This window comes from Roseinatronobacter sp. NSM (assembly GCF_052379845.1).
In the GTDB taxonomy this organism is placed as follows: domain Bacteria; phylum Pseudomonadota; class Alphaproteobacteria; order Rhodobacterales; family Rhodobacteraceae; genus Roseinatronobacter.
Genome location: NZ_JBQTCF010000016.1, coordinates 72,673 through 89,560, shown reverse-complemented (window position 1 = coordinate 89,560; position 16,888 = coordinate 72,673). Strand labels below are relative to the sequence as shown.

14 protein-coding genes are annotated in these 16,888 nt (G+C 62.6%); 6 read left to right on the top strand and 8 right to left on the bottom strand.

The features are described 5' to 3' along the window. Positions 1–88: 88 nt before the first annotated feature. On the bottom strand, positions 89–802 hold the full coding sequence (locus ACTZWY_RS10585; protein ID WP_444790669.1) for an HlyD family efflux transporter periplasmic adaptor subunit: 714 nt from the start codon (positions 800–802) through the stop codon (positions 89–91). An 83-nt stretch (positions 803–885) separates the two neighbouring features. Here ACTZWY_RS10585 and ACTZWY_RS10580 point away from each other — a divergent pair, with 83 nt between their 5' ends. After that, positions 886–2,544, top strand: coding sequence for a Na/Pi cotransporter family protein (locus ACTZWY_RS10580; RefSeq protein WP_444790668.1), 1,659 nt, complete (start codon positions 886–888; stop codon positions 2,542–2,544). A 94-nt stretch (positions 2,545–2,638) separates the two neighbouring features. Here the strand turns inward: ACTZWY_RS10580 and ACTZWY_RS10575 are convergent, their stop codons facing one another. Genes ACTZWY_RS10575 through ACTZWY_RS10555 form a run of 5 tightly spaced genes read right to left on the bottom strand, consistent with a single transcriptional unit; the run spans position 2,639 to position 7,511 of the window. Continuing rightward, positions 2,639–3,436: a citryl-CoA lyase gene (locus tag ACTZWY_RS10575; RefSeq protein ID WP_444790667.1), complete on the bottom strand. Its 798-nt coding sequence runs from the start codon at positions 3,434–3,436 to the stop codon at positions 2,639–2,641. After that, the gene (locus ACTZWY_RS10570) at positions 3,433–4,479 is read right to left on the bottom strand and encodes an AbrB family transcriptional regulator (protein ID WP_444790666.1); all 1,047 of its coding nucleotides are present in this window, start codon (positions 4,477–4,479) and stop codon (positions 3,433–3,435) included. The genes ACTZWY_RS10575 and ACTZWY_RS10570 overlap by 4 nt, the downstream gene beginning before the upstream one ends. Further along, positions 4,457–5,974, bottom strand: coding sequence for a tripartite tricarboxylate transporter permease (locus ACTZWY_RS10565; RefSeq protein ID WP_444790665.1), 1,518 nt, complete (start codon positions 5,972–5,974; stop codon positions 4,457–4,459). The genes ACTZWY_RS10570 and ACTZWY_RS10565 overlap by 23 nt, the downstream gene beginning before the upstream one ends. Positions 5,975–5,987: 13 nt before the next feature. After that, positions 5,988–6,470, bottom strand: coding sequence for a tripartite tricarboxylate transporter TctB family protein (locus tag ACTZWY_RS10560; protein WP_444790664.1), 483 nt, complete (start codon positions 6,468–6,470; stop codon positions 5,988–5,990). Between the two features lie 60 nt (positions 6,471–6,530). Beyond that, entirely contained in the window at positions 6,531–7,511 is a 981-nt protein-coding gene (locus tag ACTZWY_RS10555; protein WP_444790663.1) for a tripartite tricarboxylate transporter substrate binding protein, read from the bottom strand. 127 nt (positions 7,512–7,638) lie between these two features. Here ACTZWY_RS10555 and ACTZWY_RS10550 point away from each other — a divergent pair, with 127 nt between their 5' ends. Genes ACTZWY_RS10550 through ACTZWY_RS10540 form a run of 3 tightly spaced genes read left to right on the top strand, consistent with a single transcriptional unit; the run spans position 7,639 to position 10,732 of the window. Beyond that, positions 7,639–8,298 carry a response regulator transcription factor gene (locus ACTZWY_RS10550; RefSeq protein ID WP_444790674.1) on the top strand — a complete coding sequence of 220 codons (660 nt, stop codon included), beginning with the start codon at positions 7,639–7,641 and terminating at the stop codon, positions 8,296–8,298. Next, positions 8,295–9,704, top strand: coding sequence for a sensor histidine kinase N-terminal domain-containing protein (locus ACTZWY_RS10545; protein ID WP_444790662.1), 1,410 nt, complete (start codon positions 8,295–8,297; stop codon positions 9,702–9,704). The genes ACTZWY_RS10550 and ACTZWY_RS10545 overlap by 4 nt, the downstream gene beginning before the upstream one ends. Further along, positions 9,677–10,732, top strand: coding sequence for an ABC transporter substrate-binding protein (locus ACTZWY_RS10540; protein WP_444790661.1), 1,056 nt, complete (start codon positions 9,677–9,679; stop codon positions 10,730–10,732). Before ACTZWY_RS10545 ends, ACTZWY_RS10540 begins: the two co-directional genes overlap by 28 nt. 48 nt (positions 10,733–10,780) lie before the next feature. Here the strand turns inward: ACTZWY_RS10540 and ACTZWY_RS10535 are convergent, their stop codons facing one another. Continuing rightward, on the bottom strand, positions 10,781–11,962 hold the full coding sequence (locus ACTZWY_RS10535; protein WP_444790660.1) for a CaiB/BaiF CoA transferase family protein: 1,182 nt from the start codon (positions 11,960–11,962) through the stop codon (positions 10,781–10,783). 65 nt (positions 11,963–12,027) lie between these two features. Between ACTZWY_RS10535 and ACTZWY_RS10530 the strand changes: the two genes are divergently transcribed. Beyond that, positions 12,028–12,750 (top strand): IclR family transcriptional regulator, encoded by a 723-nt coding sequence (locus tag ACTZWY_RS10530; RefSeq protein WP_444790659.1) that lies wholly within the window; start codon positions 12,028–12,030, stop codon positions 12,748–12,750. Between the two features lie 145 nt (positions 12,751–12,895). Continuing rightward, positions 12,896–13,633 (top strand): hypothetical protein, encoded by a 738-nt coding sequence (locus ACTZWY_RS10525; protein WP_444790658.1) that lies wholly within the window; start codon positions 12,896–12,898, stop codon positions 13,631–13,633. Between the two features lie 128 nt (positions 13,634–13,761). On the opposite strand, the gene ACTZWY_RS10520 is transcribed toward ACTZWY_RS10525, so the two are convergent. Beyond that, complete coding sequence (locus ACTZWY_RS10520) at positions 13,762–16,884, bottom strand: efflux RND transporter permease subunit (protein WP_444790657.1); 3,123 nt, start codon at positions 16,882–16,884, stop codon at positions 13,762–13,764. Positions 16,885–16,888: the final 4 nt, after the last annotated feature.

Here is a 16,888-nt window from a genome sequence, read left to right as displayed (position 1 = left end):
CTGAGGGCCGCCATGAAGCGGCCCCGCTTATGCGTCAGTTGCAGCCAGCCAATTGGCAGGCGGCCAAACATCCATTGCAGTAGGCGGTTCATGGCATGGCCCGCGCAGCGGCGCCAGTGTCGATCCGGGCCACCGCTTCCAGCCCGACATAGCGCGCAGCAACCAGGGATGAGGCCGCATCAAGCGCGACCAGAACCCTGATCACCCGCGCATCGGAATTGGCGGCTGCATCGTCAGAAATCAGACCTTGCCGCCCCACGGTCAACCCGATGCCTTGCACAATGCCGCGCAGGGAACCGCCCAGCGCGGGCGCGGCCAGGTCCACCGGCTGGCCCGTGGCAACCGCCGCGATCCTGTCTTGCCAGATTTCAACCTCGGCCATCATGACGTCGGTATCACCCATTTCCATGATGCCTTCGGCGGGCGGGCGTTGTCCCGGTGTGGCGTGGATGTCCAGGATCGTTCCGTCAATGGGGGCGCGCACTTCGGCGCGGCCCAGATCCATTTGCGCGCGGGCCACGTCCGCTTCGGCGGCGGCCACGTTGCGGGCAGCGACAACCACATCTGGCTGGTCATCAATCTGACCGGCCGCAAAACGGGCAAGCGTGGCCTCGGCGCGTTGTATCGCAAGGGCGGCTTCTTCGGCTGTTGTGCGGGCCGCATCAAGCGCTGTGCTGGTGGACACGCCACGTTCGGCCAGATCCGATGTGCGGGCCAAATTCGCCGCAGCTTCGCGCGCGGCGGCGCGCACCGTGTCATGCGCGGGGCGCGCAACGCCCCCGCCCCCCCGCCCCCTCCCCACAGGACCGCCGGACAGGCCACGCGCTGTTTGACTTCCGGACCGACGCGGATCAAGGTAAGTGCCTTATCTTTCTGCGGGACATCATGGAAACATCGCCCCTTCTTTTTATCCTGAACATGGCGGGCGCGGCGGCGCTGCTGATCTGGGCTGTGCGACTGGTCCGGACGGGGTTCGAGCGTGCGTTTGGCGGGCAATTGCGCCTGTGGCTGCGGCGGTCCACGTCCAACCGCATTCTGGCGGCCACAAGCGGGGCAGGCGCAGCGGTGCTGCTGCAAAGTTCAACCGCCGTAGCCATGCTGATGGCCGGTTTCGTTTCAGCGGGGACAATCGGCAGCATGGCGGGCATGGCCATCATGCTGGGGGCCGATCTTGGGTCAGCGGTGGTGGCCCTTGTCATGAGTTCGCGGCTGGGCGGTGTCACGCCGGTTTTGCTGTTGGGCGGGGTGCTGATATTCCTGCGCAGTTCGCGCCGACGCCTGCGCCAGATCGGGCGCATCATGATTGGTCTGGCGCTGGTGTTTCTGTCGCTGGACCTGATCCGCGCGGCCAGCCTGCCACTGGTGGACAGTGCGGGCGCGCGCAGTGTCATGCTGTATCTGGCCAATGATGTCCTGAGTGCCTTTTTGCTGGCGGCGGCCTTTGCGTGGCTGGTGCATTCCAGTGTCGCTGCGGTGCTGTTATTCGCCACTTTGGCTGCGCAAGGGGCCTTGCCGCCTGTGGCGGCCTTTGCCATGGTTCTTGGCGCCAATATGGGCGGGGCCATGATTGCGGTGTTGCTGACACTAAAATCGGATGTCGCAGTGCGCAGGGTTATCTGGGCCAATCTTGCGCTACGCGGGGGCGGGGCGGCATTGGCCCTGTGGGCCATTGCGGGCGGTCAGTTTCCCGTCCAGCTGCTGGGCGCGGATGCCGGAACGCAGGCGTTGCACCTGCATCTGTTGTTCAATGCCGTCTTGCTGGCCATATGCCTGCCATTGGTGACCCCCATCATGCGCCTGATGCGGGCGCTTGTGTCCGACACATCCGGCCCCCACCCCCCCGAGATGGCGCGCACAGCGCTGGATCCCGCAGTGCAGGACCAGCCAGCGCGCGCCTATGCCTGCGCGGTGCGCGAACTTGTGGATATGGGAAACCGCATTGAATCCATGATGCGGCAAGTCCTTCCCCTGTTCGAAAACTTTGACGAGGGGGCGGCAAAGCAACTGCAAGACGCCCTGCATCAGGTCGAAAGCCGGTCACTGGATGTGCGGATTTACCTGTCCAAGGTGCGCAAGCGCGACGGGGGGGATGATATTGGCACGCGGGCCTTCGACCTGTCGGCGACCGCCATGAATCTGGAATCCGGCGCTGATATGATCGCGCGCAAAGCCGTGGACCTTGCGCGCCGCAAATCCATGGAGGACCTGAATTTTTCCAAGGATGGCTGGCGCGAGCTTGGGGATTTTCATGACCTTGTGCTGCGCAATGTCCAACAAGGGATTGCTGTGTTGATGTCCGAAGATGTGGGCCTTGCGCGCGAACTGGTTGCAGAAAAGGAAAATGTCCGAACCATCGCGCGCGACCTGCAATCGCGCCATCTGGAACGGCTGCGTCAAGGATTGGCGGAGTCCATCGAAACAAGCGCAATCCACCTTGAACTTCTGCGCGCGTTCAAGTCCCTGAACACGTCATTTGCCATGATCGGCTACCCCTTGCTTAGCAAACGCGGCGAATTGCTGGACAGCCGCTTGACCGGCACATAGCCGCGCGGTTGCAACACGGCGCAGTCTGGTGGTGACGGCCACGCGGATATCGCGCGCGGGCAGCCGCGGACCCGACGGCCCGTTTCCTATGGCTTCACACCTGACCTTCAGGGTCGAAGGTCCAGCGATACGCTGGCGGGGTGGGGCCTTTGTTGCGCCCGCCCTGCTGCATCTGTTCCCATGAATGCGCCAATATCCCGACAGAACGCGACAAACAAAACAACCCGCGCGCCAACGGGGCCGCAAAGCCCAGTTCGGCATAGATCACAGCGGTTGCCCCGTCGATATTCATAGGAACGGGTTTACCCTTTTCGGTATGTAACGCGGTTTCTATCGCACGGGCAATCTGTGCGAACTGGCCGGACACTGTCCCGCCCTGCGCCGCTTCATCCACACGCGCCAGCAAAACCGGCGCGCGCGGGTCGACAGGTTTGTGAAAGCGGTGGCCAAACCCCGGAATGAACCGGCCATACTCGGCCCGCCACGCGTCCAGTCCCGCGCGCGTCGCATCCTGCAGCGTCTGGCCACTGGCCATGCCCGCCGCAATCTTGTGATACAGGGCGACCGATTGTTCCCCTGCGCCGCCATGCACATCACCCAGCATGTTGACAGCACTGCCCATCGCATTATTCAGCGGCAATCCACAGGTTACCGCCATACGCGCAGCCGCGATGGACGGGGCTTGCGGTCCGTGATCCACTGCCGCGACAAGGGCGCATTCCAACAGCCGCGCCTGCGCCTCATCGGGCAATGTGCCGCGCAGCATAAGCCAGATCATCTGCGCGAAACTGACTTGACCAATCAGGTTTTCAACAGGGTGGCCGCGCAGCGCAATGCGGCCGGGTTCCATATCGATGATCGATGTGCGCCACCAATCTGCCACATCATTCATGGGCGCATTCCTTTCCACAGTTTCAGAACAAGGGGCGACAGCACAATCACCAGAACGATCCTTGTGATGTGATGCGTCACAATAAAGGCCAGATCAGCCCCGGCAAGCAACGCCAGAACCGCCATTTCCGCCTGACCGCCCGGCGCGAATGCCATGAACGCTTCAAGCTGCGGCGCAAGGCCCAGCAGATACACGGTTTCAGCGAAAATCAGTGTCAACACAGCCAGATACAGGCTTAGCGCGGCACCTGCGGCCACGTCATGGCGCAATTCGCGCCATTTCAGCCCCGAATACCGCACGCCCACCGCCAGCCCGATGAAAACCTGCGCAATCCAGATTGCCTCGGCGGGGGGGCGCATGGTGATCAGCCCCGCAAGGGACAATATGGCCGTTGCAATCATCGGCCCAAGGATGGACGCGCCAAACAGCCCCACGCGTTTGGCCAACTGCCACCCGCCAAGGCCCGCAACTGCCATCAGCACAAGTTGCACATGCGGTGTTTCAAGCGCTGGCTGCCCCGGCGGGGTTTGCAGGTCCACCCCCCAGAAGGCCCACAGCAGCGGCGGGGCCAGCATGACAATCAACGCCACACGCGTGGCATGGATGAGCGACAGCGCGCGCGGGTTGGCGCCCGCTTCTTCACCGAAGATCAGCATATCCTGCAAGCCGCCGGGCATGGCCCCGTAATACGCCGTCGGGTGGTCAAAGCCAAAACCCCGCCGCAAAAGCGGATACCCGACCACAGCCGCAACCACCAGGTAGACCGGCACCAAGGCCAGCGACGCCGCCATGCGCGGCAATTCCCCCACCAGTTCAGGGGTAATCGACGCCCCCACCGCCACGCCCAGAATGGTGCGCATTGCGTGGCCCAAGCCCCCCATGCCGCGCATCTGGACCCCGGCCAGACCGACGACCAGACAGCCCGCCATAGGGCCAAGCAGGAATGGCAGCGGCAGGTCAAGCGCCAGAAACAGCGCTATGCCACACCCCGCCGCAACAATCGTGGTCAGGCGCGCGCGGTCAATCCCCCATCGAACTGTCAAGGTTTCGCATCCTCTCGCGCCGTGCCCGCCAGCTTGGCAGCACAAGCAAGATTAGGGCCAGAAGCAGCAACGCCGCCGTCATAGGCCGTTCCCACAGGAATGACGGGCCACGATACAGCTGCATCGCACGGCTGAAATTATCTTCCATCATCCGCCCCAGAATGAACCCGATCAGCAGCGGCGCAAGCGGATAATTGGCCATTCGCAGCGCTGTCGCCCCAATCCCCAACAGAACAAGGATCATCAGTTCCGTCGGGTTGTTCTGCCCGATATAGCTGCCCATCAGCGTGAAAAACAAGATGAACGGTATCAAAAAGGGCCGCGGCACGGCCAGCAATTTTGCAATATAGGGGATCAGCGGCAGGTTCAGCACCAACAACACCACATTGCCGATATACATCGAGATGATGACCGCCCAGAAAATATCCGGGCTGTCGGTCATCAGGCGTGGGCCCGGCGTGACATTCAGCGAAATCAGCGCGCCCAGCAAAATGGCCGTGGTGCCCGAACCGGGAATGCCCAATGTCAGCAGCGGCACAAAAGACCCTGAACAGGCGGCATTATTCGCAGCCTCCGGGGCGGCCAGTCCCTTGACCGACCCTTTGCCGAATTGTTCGCGGTCCTTGGGACTGGCAAGGTTGCGTTCGACCGCGTAGCCCAGAAATGATGCGATTGTCGCCCCTGCCCCCGGCAGCACCCCGATAAAGAACCCCTGTATCGACTGGCGCCCCACGACTGGGGCCATGTCGCGGGCATCCTGGCGCGTGATGCGCAATTTGCCGATTTCGCCAGCCTTGCCCCCTTTGCCCGAACGCGCCGGATGCATGACCAGAAACAGCGCTTCGGGCAGGGCAAACATGGCCATGGCCAGCGTGATGAACCCAAAACCCGATTGCAGCGACGGCAAGCCCATGGTGAAACGCGCGGCGTTGAACAATGCCCCCTCACCCACAGTTGCCATGATCAGGCCAAGAATGGTCATCAACACGGCCTTGGCCACATTGCCTTGGCCCGCAAAGGCAGCAATCGCCGCCAGTCCCAGCACCATCAGGGCGAAATATTCGGCAGAATGGAACAGCAATGCGACCGACGACAAAGCCGGGGCGAAGATCATCAACAGCACGGCACCGACCGAACCACCGATAAAGCTGGAAATCGCAGCAATGGTCAACGCCTTGCCCGCCAGCCCCTTGCGCGCCATCGGGTAGCCGTCAAAACTGGTTGCCACAGTTGACGCCACACCCGGCGCGTTGATCAGGATAGAACTGGTCGACCCCCCAAAGATTGCCCCGTAATACACGCCCGCCAGCAAGATCAACGCGCTGGCCGGGTCCCCTATGCCTATGGCGATAGGGATCATGATTGCTATAATCGACATCGGCCCCAGCCCCGGCAACATGCCGATCAATGTGCCGATAATGCATCCCATAGTGACCAGAAACAGGTTCTGGACCGACAGCGCAGTCGTCAGGCCCAGAAGAATACCGTCCAGCATCAGACTGTCCTTTTTACATCAGGAAAAATGGCAGGGGGCGAAGGAAAATGCCAAGCACGTCTGACACCAGCCACCATATCCCGCCTGCGGCCACCACCGAGACAAGGCCCGAGATATGCACCCGCCGTTCGCCAAGGACCCATGCCCCGGCAATCAGGAACCCGACAGTAGACCCGATAAAGCCCAAGGGACGCAGGCACACCGCATAGACCAGCATCAACACAATCAGCACCAGCGCCTGCCCCCAGTTATAGGACAGGAATTTGCGGTAATCGACATCATCATCGCCCGCCGCGTCCATCGGTTTCTGGAATACAAGGATATAGAACGCGCAAATCGCGCCCATCACCGCCAATGCCTTGGGGAATGTGCTGGGCCAGACCGGGTTGCGCTGCATGAAGCGCGGCAGGTTCGCGTCCATCGTGAACCATGCGGCATAGCCATACACCAGACACAGGCCAAGAATGGCCAAAGCCAACCAGCGATCAAGCGCCATACTACTCTCCTGTCGGTAAAGCAAACTGGCCCCGGATCATGATCCGGGGCCATGCAGTGTTCAGAGGAAGCCCAGATCTATCATCATCTGGCGCATTTCCGTTTCCTGGTTGGTCAGGAATGTCGTGAAATCATCGCCAGCATACCAGATGTTGGTCCAGCCATTGCGCGCGCGCACGGCTTCCCATTCGGGGGTTTCCATCATGGCCTGAAGCGCGGCCACATAGGCCTCGGCCTGATCATCAGGCAATCCGGGGGCCGCGAAGAAGCCGCGCCAGTTCACGAATTCCATCTCCGCGCCCTGTTCGGCGAATGTCGGCACATCCGGGAAATCTGCCAGACGCTCGGATGCGGTGACACCCAGGATGCGCACCTCTCCGGCGGCGGCCATTTCGACCGCTTCGGAAAAGCCGGTGGACAGTGCCTGAATTTCGCCCGATAGCAGCCCTGCCATGGCCGTGCCACCCGCGTCATAGGGGATATACTGCACATCTTCCGCATTCAGCCCTGCAGCTTCCAACACCAATGACGCCACCAGATGGTCCATTCCGCCGGGCACCGACCCGCCGCCGGTGGCCACTGCGTCAGGATCAGCTTGATAGGCTTCAAGGAAATCGGCGAATGTCTCGATCGGGCTGTCGCCTGGCACGACCAGCGCCGCGAAATCACCCAAGACACCGGCAATCGGCACAGCGTCGCGGAAGGACTGGCTGATTTCACCGGTCAACCCACGAATGATCAGCGGCGTGGATTGCACCATCAGCGTGCCCGCGTTGGACGCGGCATTGTCGATCAGGTAGGTGAAGGCCAGCCCGCCCCCACCGCCAGACATGTTTTCAAAGCTGGCGTTGCCAACAATGCCCGCCGCAGTCAGCGCTTCGCCAACACCGCGCGCGGCACCGTCCCACCCGCCGCCGGCGCCGCCGGGGATCAGGAAATGGATACGGTCATGGGTTTGATCCGCTGCTGCGGAAAATGCTGCGCCCAGCGCAATCACAGAGGCTGCCGCGACACCCAAGGTGCGGCGCGTAATCGAAATCATTGGTAGTCCTCCCGGTTTCTGAGGCCACACACCCCTCCAGGTTGGTGCGGCTGCAAGCTTGATTTCCGATCAAACTTACACCAAGCTGACACGCCGGGATTTTCCTGCGAAGAAGGGGCTGAAGACAGTGCGCTTCCTGTTGATCGAGGATAACCAGAACCTTGCACAAACCGTTCTTGCCCAGCTTGGTTCCGAAGGGCACGGCGTGGACCATGCCACCAATCTGTCCGAGGCAGAGGCCTGTCTGGCGGCTGCGCAATATGACCTTATCTTGCTGGACATCACCTTGCCCGATGGTGACGGGCGCAGCTTTCTGAAGCGGCGGCGCGCGCAATTGGCCACGCCCATCATCGTTATGACAGCCCGATCCGAAGTCAGCGACCGCGTTGGCACGCTGGATCTGGGGGCGGATGACTATATCACCAAACCCTTCGATTTCGAGGAACTGAAAGCGCGGTGCAGGGCCGTGTTGCGCAGGCAGGGGCACAATCCCGCGCCAGTGCTGCATTTCGCGGATATGGCCTTCAATCCGATGGAAGCAACGGTTACCATCGCAGGCGAGGTTCGGACATTGCGCAACCGGGAATTGCGCCTGCTGGAAGTGCTGCTGGCGGGGGCGGGGCGCATTTTCTCGAAGGACCAGCTATGTGACCGGCTGTTTTCCTTCGATGAAGCGGTCAGCGACAACGCCATCGAAGTCTATGTTGCCAGATTGCGCCGCAAACTGGACGGGTCGGGCGCGCGCATAGAGACAGTGCGCGGTATCGGCTACAGGCTGGTCGCGTGACTGTGCCCGCCCCCCCTGCCCCCACCGCCGGACGCGCCCCGCAGCCCCATTCCCTGCGCCAGCGGCTGGTGGTGCAACTTCTGGTGCTGGCGGCCGCGCTGGCGGTGGGGCTGTATCTGGCGGTTTTGTATTCCGCGCAGCGCGCATCACAGGCGACAATGGACGCGATCCTTGGTGCGGCAACCTTGTCGATGGCGTCCAACCTGCGCGCAACGGATCAGGGCGTGCGTATTGACCTGCCCCCCAGCACCTTGTCCATGCTTTCGGCAACCGGGCAGGAACGTCTGTTCTATCGGTTTTCGGTAAACGACACGGCCCTTAGCGGATACGAGGATTTACCAGTTCTGTCGCTGTCCAGCCCCGCGCTGACGCCAGTTTTCTACAATGACACTTACCGCGGTGCAGATCTGCGGCTGGCCACTGTGTCGCGGGCACTGATGATCGACAACACACTGACGCCGGTTCAGGTTGTTGTCGGCCATACCCGCGACGGCCAGCGCAGGATTGCTGCGCAACTGGCCCAGAATGCGGCGGTTTTCGGGTTATTGCTGTTTCTTGTGTCCATTCCGCTTAGCCTTGTCAGTGCGGGAAACATGCTGCGCCCGATCCGCACCATTGCAAATGCCGTCGGGCGGCGGGGCGCACATGATTTGCGGCCTGTGCGCCAGCCCGCGCCTGCCGAATTGCTGCCACTTGTGGGCGCGCTGAATGCCTTTATCGCGCGGCTAAAGGCGGCCTTCCACCACACCGAGACTTTTCTGGCCGAAGCCGCGCACCACATCCGCACCCCCCTTGCCACCCTGCGCAGCGAGGGGGAACTTCTGCTGCGCAGCACCCAAGAGGACGCCCAGCGCCAGCGCATCCGGCGGATGATCCGGTCTGCAGATGAATGCGCGCGATCTGCGGGGCAATTGCTGGAACACGCAACCATCCTCTATCGTTCAGAACAGCTGGAGCAGACCGAAATCGACCTGTGTTCGTTGATGGCCAAACTTGTGGAGCGCTTTCGCACCAGCGCGGATATGCGCGACATGACCTTCGTTCTGACCCTGCCTGACCACCCCTGCCCGATCCGCGCGGATTCTGTCCTGCTGGAAGCCGCGCTTCGCAACCTGCTGGACAATGCCGTGAAATACCCGCCTGCGGAAACTGATATTGAGGTCAGTCTGAAACGTCACGGGGCGGGGTATCGGGCCTGCGTGCGCGATCATGGCCCGGGAATAGGGGGTGCCCCCACGGCGCAACTGGTCCGGCGGTTTCAACGTGGTGCCACCAGCGAAAACATTGTCGGGGCCGGGTTGGGGCTGACCATCGTGCAGGAAGTGGCAGACACGATGGGGGGCACCTTTAGCATCATCGACGCAGACGGGGGCGGCACATGCGCGACACTCGATTTACCACGCTGATCAATGCAGCCGCGCTGGTGATTATGCTGCCCGCATCAGGGTGGGCAGAAAGCTTCACCATTGATCACGACACATGGTTTGGCAATGATCAGGCGCGCATGACGCTGGAAATCATCGCAACCGCCGATACAGAACTGTTTGCGCCGGTCATCAGGGCCTATCTGGCGCGCAACCCCGACCTGCGCATCCGGTATTCCGAAGCCCCCAGCATCGACACCTATATCGCCATCACCGAGGCGGGCGCGCAGTATGATCTGGTAATCTCCTCGGCGATGGACCTGCAGATCAAGCTGGCCAATGACGGGCATGCCACCGCCATCCGGCCCAGCGGCGCCGACGCCCTGCCGGACTGGGCGCGTTGGCGTGATCTGGTTTTTTCCGTCGCGCAGGAACCCGCTGTTTTGATTGTTCATGACAGTGTGCTTGCAAACGGGCGGCCTGCGCCGCGCAGCCGTCATGACCTGATCGACATGTTGCGCGAAAACACCGAAATGTTCGATGGACGAATTGGCACCTATGACCCTGTTTCATCGGGTGTCGGATATATGTTCGCAACACAGGACGCCCGCACAACAGACTCGTTCTGGCGCCTGTCCGAGGTTCTGGGGCGGTTGAATGTGCAGCTATATTGCTGTTCGTTCAATATGCTGGAAGCCGTGCGCAGCGGCGAGTTGCTGATGGCCTATAATGTCATCGGCAGCTATGCTGCCACACATCTGGCCCCCGACGCCCCCGTGCATCTGATCGAGCTGGAGGACTACACCCTGACCCTGTTGCGCACAGCGCTTGTGCCCGTCACGGCCCGTGCGCCGCAGCAGGGCGTCGATTTCTTGTCCTTCATGCTATCGGACGAAGGCAAAAACCTGATTGCAGATGCCGCCCACCTGCCGCCGGTCGATGTGGTCGAATTTTTGAATGCCCCGCATTTGCGCCCCATCCAGCTGGACCCCGGCCTTATGACTTGGCTTGACCAGCAAATGCGGCGCCAGTTCCTAAGCGAATGGGGTGCCGCGATGGAACAGCCCTGAACCGGTTTAACCTGTTACTTTGCGGTATTTCTGAACCGGAAATACCTGTCACCTTTTATCAGGGGTGTCCTGCCGTTCTGTCGCATCCAGCTGCGCAAAAATTTCGTCCGTGTGCTGGCCCAACTGTGGCGGCGGCGCGCTGACAGTGGGCACCTGCCCGTCGATGCGCATCCCCGGACGGACCAGCCGCACATCGCGTCCCACGCCCGGAACATTGGCATAGGTGGCGATCAATCCGCTTTCGGCAATGGCAGGGTGGTCCAGTATCTGGGGGACAGTAAACACCTTGCCCGCTGGCACGCCCAGCGCGTTCAGTTCCTGCACCCAGTCATCGGCGGGGCGGGTGACCAGCACGGATTCAATTTGCCCGCGCAGCGCGATCCGGTTGCGCTTGCGATCCTCGCGCGTTGCGAAATCAGGGTGTTCCAGCAAATCCTCGCGCCCGATATGGCGGGCCAGAAGCTGCCATTGCGTGTCCTTGTTGGCGGCAATATTCACCGGCGCGTCCTGCGTTCGGAACGTGCCAGATGGCGCAGAGGTCAGATTCTCGTTCCCGTTGGGCGTGGGCGCAACACCCGCAATAAGCCAGTTCGACACCGCCCACCCCATGGTGCCCAGCATGGCATGCAACATGGACACGTCAATAACCCCGCCGCGTTCAGGGGCGTTCAGCATGGCCGAAATGGCGAAGGCCGCCATCAACCCGCCCACTGTATCCGCCACCGGATAGCCCACCCGCAACGGCGCGCTGTCCGCGTCCCCCGTGATTGACATGACCCCGCTCATGCCTTGAACGATCTGGTCATAAGCGGGGTTCTTGGCCCAGTCGCCGGATTGGCCGAAACCGGAAATGGCGCAGTAGATCAGGCGCGGATTGACCCCTTTCAGCGTGTCATATCCCAGCCCCAGCCGCCCCATCACGCCGGGGCGAAAATTCTCCAACACCACATCGGCAGACCTGACCAGACGCAGAAAGCGTGCCTTGTCCTGCGCGTCCTTCAGGTTCAGTGCAACCGACTTCTTACCCGCGTTCTGTGCCAGAAATGACACGCCCATGCCCCGCGCGCTAAGGTCCGGGTCCGCGCCCAGTTCGCGGGCCAGATCACCGCCTGCGGGGGGTTCGATCTTGATCACCTCTGCGCCAAGATGGGCCAGCAAATGGCCGCAAAACGGCCCGGCCAGCACATTCGACAGATCAAGCACGCGAATAGCGGTCAATGGTGCGGACATATCACCCCCCCTGTTCCAATAGCGAAAGCCTTGCAGCAAGTTCCGGTTTCGGGCAATCAGAATTCATGAACGTTTCGTCTGACAGAACACCAAGGCCGCAATACCGTGTTGACGCAGTTGAACGCGCCTTGTCGCTTCTGGAAGCCTTCGACATGGAACGCACATCCCTAAGCCTTGCGGAACTGGCCGAGGAAACCGGCCTGTATAAAAGTACCATCCTGCGGCTGGCCGCATCGCTGATCCGCTATGGCTATTTGCGCAAGGATGCGGACGGGCGCTATCGTCCCGGCCCGGCATTGTGGCGCCTTGGTGCGCTGTATCGGCGCGGCTATGAATTGGATGACGTCATTCGCCCCACCCTGCGCAAACTTGTGCGCGACACCGGAGAGACGGCATCCTTCTATGTCATCGATGCGGATGAACGGCTGTGCCTGTATCGTGAAAATGCGCCCGGCCGGGGGCGGCACCACCTGGATGAGGGGATGCGCATGTCGTTGCAATGCGGTGCGGCGGGGCATGTATTGGCCGCATGGGGGCTTGGCTGCAGCATCGCAAAAGCCAAATTGCGCCCTGACGGGGGGTGTGTGTCCATCGGCGAACGATCCCCGGGATACTGGGCCTGCGCGGTGCCGGTCCTTGTGTCGGGGGCGCATTGCCTTGGGGCGCTGGCAGTGTCAGGGCCGCAGCAGCGGCTGCACCCGCATACGGCCGATACGGCCCTGGCCGCACTTGGGCAAGCTGCCGCGCTGATGGTCACGCGCATGCATACGTCCGAAAGGTCCGCGTAAACTATGGTCGCGTGTTTTTATGCGCAAAATTGGGAACTGGTTTTGAGCTTCTTGAACCCGCGAAATCAATAAGTTAGAGTATGTGGCGTGAATGCGAATGCACGCGACCCACTCTAATGCGCAAACGGTCCTGATGCGGCATTGGATGGCAGGAAAAACGGGGGCGAGTATTTTGCAAGAAAGTGTTGTATCGCAATTGGCCACGCATCTGCTGGCACGCCAGCACGGCGACAAGCGGTTCCTTGTAGCGCTGGCCGGACCGCCCGCTGCCGGAAAGTCCACCCTTGCTGCGGATCTCGTCGCAGCGCTGTGCGCGCAAGCGGGTGCGGGCAGGGCCGCGCTGGTGCCGATGGACGGGTTCCATCTGGACAATGCGGACCTGCAGGCAAAAGGGTTATTGGACCGCAAGGGCGCGCCGGAAACCTTCGATGCTGCGGGCTTCGTAGCGCTGGTTCAAGCCGTGCGCGCGGATCAGGGGGACATTGCCTACCCGCTGTTCGACCGCGCACAGGACAAGACACTGCCGGGCGCGGGAACGCTGGACACACAGGCGCGTATCGCCGTGTTCGAGGGGAATTACCTGTTGCTTCCCACCGGCGACTGGGCGGGACTTGCGGGCCTGTTCGATATGACAGTGTTGATTGACGTGCCGCTGCCCGTCTTGCGGGCACGCCTTGTTGCGCGGTGGCTGGACCATGGCTTAAGCCCGCCACAGGCCGAGGCCCGCGCCGACAGCAACGACATGGTGAACGCACGCACAGTGCTCAGCCAAAGTGCCGAACCGGACCTGTATCTTCGGGTGCAGCCTGATGACCGGCACACACTAACGCTATCGCAAAACAGGGTGCGCCATGATGGGCAATCCCCAAGTGTTCCTGTTTGACGAACCCCTGTTCGGCCAGTTGGGTGGCAAAGGCGCGCCTGATACCATCGCTGGCCCCGTCACCCCGCCGAAGCGCTGCGTCAAGGGGGGGCAATGATCATGATGCGCCCTTGCCTGGGGCGCTGGTATCAGTCACCCGCGCGGCGGGGCAGCGTTTCGGCGGGGTGACGGGGGCCATCATCGTCAGCCCCAAGCGGGCGCCTTGGCAGCGTCAGTGCGAACATCTGCGGGGTGAAGGCGAAGGCCAGCGTCACCGACAGCGCGACACCGCCCGCCACCGACATGGCAAAGGGCGGCCAGAACCCGCCACCGCCAAGGATCAGCGGCAGGAACCCCCCAACGGTGGTGATGGTGGTCGAGGTGATGTGCCGGGCGGAGCCCGCCACGACATCGACCATCGCCGCGCGGTCGCCCGCGCTGGCGCGTGGGTCTTCCTGCAGCCCCGACAGCACAATCAGGGCGGCGTTGATCGACACCCCGATGGAGCCGATAACCCCGATGATGGCATTGATCCCGAACGGGTAGTCGAACACCGCCAGCGCCAGCATTGACAAGCCCGCCGACAGGCCCGCTACCGTGAAGGCAATCAGCGTCAGGCGAAAGGAATTGAACGTCATCACTACGACGGCAATCGACAGGGTGATGATCAGGCCCAAGGGGGCGATCAACGCATCGACGGTGCTGTTGCGCGCATCAGAATCGCCGCCGGTTTCCAGACGGATGCTCTGCGGTGGCGCGTAGCCCTCGGCCTCCAGCACCGCCATCGCCTGCGACAGGGCCACAGCGGGCAGGATGCCGGGCATCAGGAACGCCTGAACGGTGTTCACCCGTTCGCCATTGCGCCGGGTGATTGTGCTTTCCGACGGCTCCAGCCGCAGCGCACCAAAGGTCGAGAGCGGCACAGCGGGGAACTGGCCAGTCGCCGCAACTCCGGCTGCTCCCGGCGGCAGGATCGGCATGTCGCCAATCGCCACCGGGTCGCCGCGCAGCCCCGCGCCAAGGCGCACGCGGACGGGCAGTTCCTCGGTCCCCTCCAGCAGTGACCCGCCGGTGACGCCTTCCAGTCCTGCCTCCATCTGGCGCGCGATCTGGCCCAGATCAAGGCCAAGAAGACGCGCGCGCGCCTCGTCGACCTGCAAGGTCAGCTTGGGCGCACCGCCCGCAATCCCACTGCGCACCATGGCCACTGTGGACACCTGCGCCAACAGCAGCCGCAGGTCATCACCCGCAAGGCGCAGCGCGTCGATATCCTGGCCCACAAGGCGCAGTTCCACTGGCGCATTGACCGGCGGCCCTTGGGTCAGACTGCGTATGACGAAGCGGGCTTGCAGGAATTCGGGCGGCAGATTGGCCTGCAGATTCACCAACAGCCCTTCGGTTGCGGCAGCTGATGTGGTGCGGATCAGCGCCTGCGCGAAGGCCGGTGCCTGATCGCGGTCCCCGACCATGTTGTAATAGAACGCAGGCGCAGACCGGCCCACCACCCAGGCCACGTCCAGAATATCGGCATGAGCCGCAAGCGTTGCGTCGATCTCGCGCACCATGCGCAGCGTCTCGGCAATGCCGGTGCCGGGGGGCAGATCAACCTCGATATGGAACTGGTCGCGGTCCACGCCGGGAAAGAATTGTGGCGTCAGTGTCGGCAGCGACAGGAAACCTATCACCGGCAAAACCAGCGACAGCGCGACCGTGCGCAGCGGGTTGGCCATTGAGAGCGTCAGGACCGCCCGAAAGCCGCGCATGAGCAGGCCTTCGCGCGGGGGTGTTCCATCGCCGGGGCGCAGCCAGTATCCCGCAATCGCCGGAGTGACGGTGACAGCGACGACCAAAGACCATGCCAGCATCACGATCACCGCTGTTGCGATGGAACCCACGAAATCCCCCGCAGGGCCGGGCAGCAGCAGAAGCGGCATGAAGGACAGGATGGTGGTGATGGTGGAGGCCGTGAGCGGCATCGTCAGCCGCCGCACCGATCCCGCAACGGCCTCAAGCCGCGACAGCCCCGCGCGCAGGCGCTTGCCCACTTCATCCGTCATCACGATGGCCGCATCGACCAGAAGGCCAAGCGCCACGATCAGGCCGGTCACACTCATCTGGTGGATCGGCACGGCAAGCGCATTCAGCGTGGCCACCGAGGCCAGCGTCACCACTGGCAGCACCATCGCCACGATCAGCGCCGAACGCGGCCCCAGCGTGATGAACAGCACCGCAACCACCAGCGCGACACCGATGGCCATGTTCAGCCCGACTTCGGCCAGCCGCTCAAGGGTGTAGCGGCTCTGGTCGAAGACCGTTTCGATGGACAGGCCCCAAGGCAGTTCCGCGCCATGCACGGCCACAGCGGCGCGGATGTCACCCATCCAGCGGTCAACCTGCAACCCCTCGCTAAGTTTGGCGGAAATCAGGATTGCGGGTTGGCCCTGAAACAAAGCAGCCTCGGCCAGCGGCAGACGGGGGCCACGGGTAATCTGCGCCACATCGCCCAGAAGCGTGACACGGCCCGCTGCATCTTCGCGCAGCACCACGGCGCGCAGCCGGTCCAGGGACGTGATCTCACCCGTGATGCCCAGCACCAGATCGGTCTGATCGCCGCGCAACCGGCCCGCCTGCACCTTGGCATCCGCCGCGCGGATGGCGGCTGACACGTCATCGGCGGTCAGGCCAAGGGCGGCAGCACGGTCAGGATGCAGGGTGACCAGCACCTCCTCCTCGGGCAGTCCGTGCAGATCGACCAGAGAGGTGCCGGCAACGCGCCGCAGACGGTCGGCCAGTGCCTCGGCTTCGCGTGCGGCGCGGGTCAGGGCGACCCCCTCGGGCAGGGTCAGGGCAAAGATTGCGGCATACCCGCCCGCCCCGTCACTGTCGAAATCGGGTTCCAGAACCCCCGCTGGAAACAGTCGCTGCGCGTCCGCCACCGCATCGCGGACCTGCGCCCAAAGCTGTTCAATGGTCGCGGGGGGGACAGTTTCGATAAGCTCCACTGAAATGACCGAAATGCCAGTGGCAGATGTTGACGCCACCTCGGCAATCTCGGGGATAGTGCGCAATTCGGTTTCGATCTTGGCGGTGACCAGCGCTTCAACCCGCGCAGGGTCTGCCCCCGGAAAGACGGTGGTGATGGTGGCGAAGATATTGGTGATGGTCGGGTCTTCCTGTCGCCCGATGGACCACAGGGCCGACGCCCCCGCAGACAGGATCACCAGAAGCGCCAGCATCACAAGGCGCGGCTGACGGAAAAACAGCGTGGCCATACCC

Excerpts from the sequence above, each read along its gene's own strand:
- ACTZWY_RS10565 (WP_444790665.1), bottom strand. The coding sequence starts at position 5,974 with ATGCTGGACGGTATTCTTCTGGGCCTGACGACTGCGCTGTCGGTCCAG.
- ACTZWY_RS10555 (WP_444790663.1), bottom strand. The coding sequence starts at position 7,511 with ATGATTTCGATTACGCGCCGCACCTTGGGTGTCGCGGCAGCCTCTGTG.
- ACTZWY_RS10560 (WP_444790664.1), bottom strand. The coding sequence starts at position 6,470 with ATGGCGCTTGATCGCTGGTTGGCTTTGGCCATTCTTGGCCTGTGTCTG.
- ACTZWY_RS10535 (WP_444790660.1), bottom strand. The coding sequence starts at position 11,962 with ATGTCCGCACCATTGACCGCTATTCGCGTGCTTGATCTGTCGAATGTG.
- ACTZWY_RS10580 (WP_444790668.1), top strand. The coding sequence starts at position 886 with ATGGAAACATCGCCCCTTCTTTTTATCCTGAACATGGCGGGCGCGGCG.
- ACTZWY_RS10520 (WP_444790657.1), bottom strand. The coding sequence starts at position 16,884 with ATGGCCACGCTGTTTTTCCGTCAGCCGCGCCTTGTGATGCTGGCGCTT.
- ACTZWY_RS10575 (WP_444790667.1), bottom strand. The coding sequence starts at position 3,436 with ATGAATGATGTGGCAGATTGGTGGCGCACATCGATCATCGATATGGAA.
- ACTZWY_RS10530 (WP_444790659.1), top strand. The coding sequence starts at position 12,028 with ATGAACGTTTCGTCTGACAGAACACCAAGGCCGCAATACCGTGTTGAC.
- ACTZWY_RS10540 (WP_444790661.1), top strand. The coding sequence starts at position 9,677 with ATGCGCGACACTCGATTTACCACGCTGATCAATGCAGCCGCGCTGGTG.
- ACTZWY_RS10525 (WP_444790658.1), top strand. The coding sequence starts at position 12,896 with ATGGCAGGAAAAACGGGGGCGAGTATTTTGCAAGAAAGTGTTGTATCG.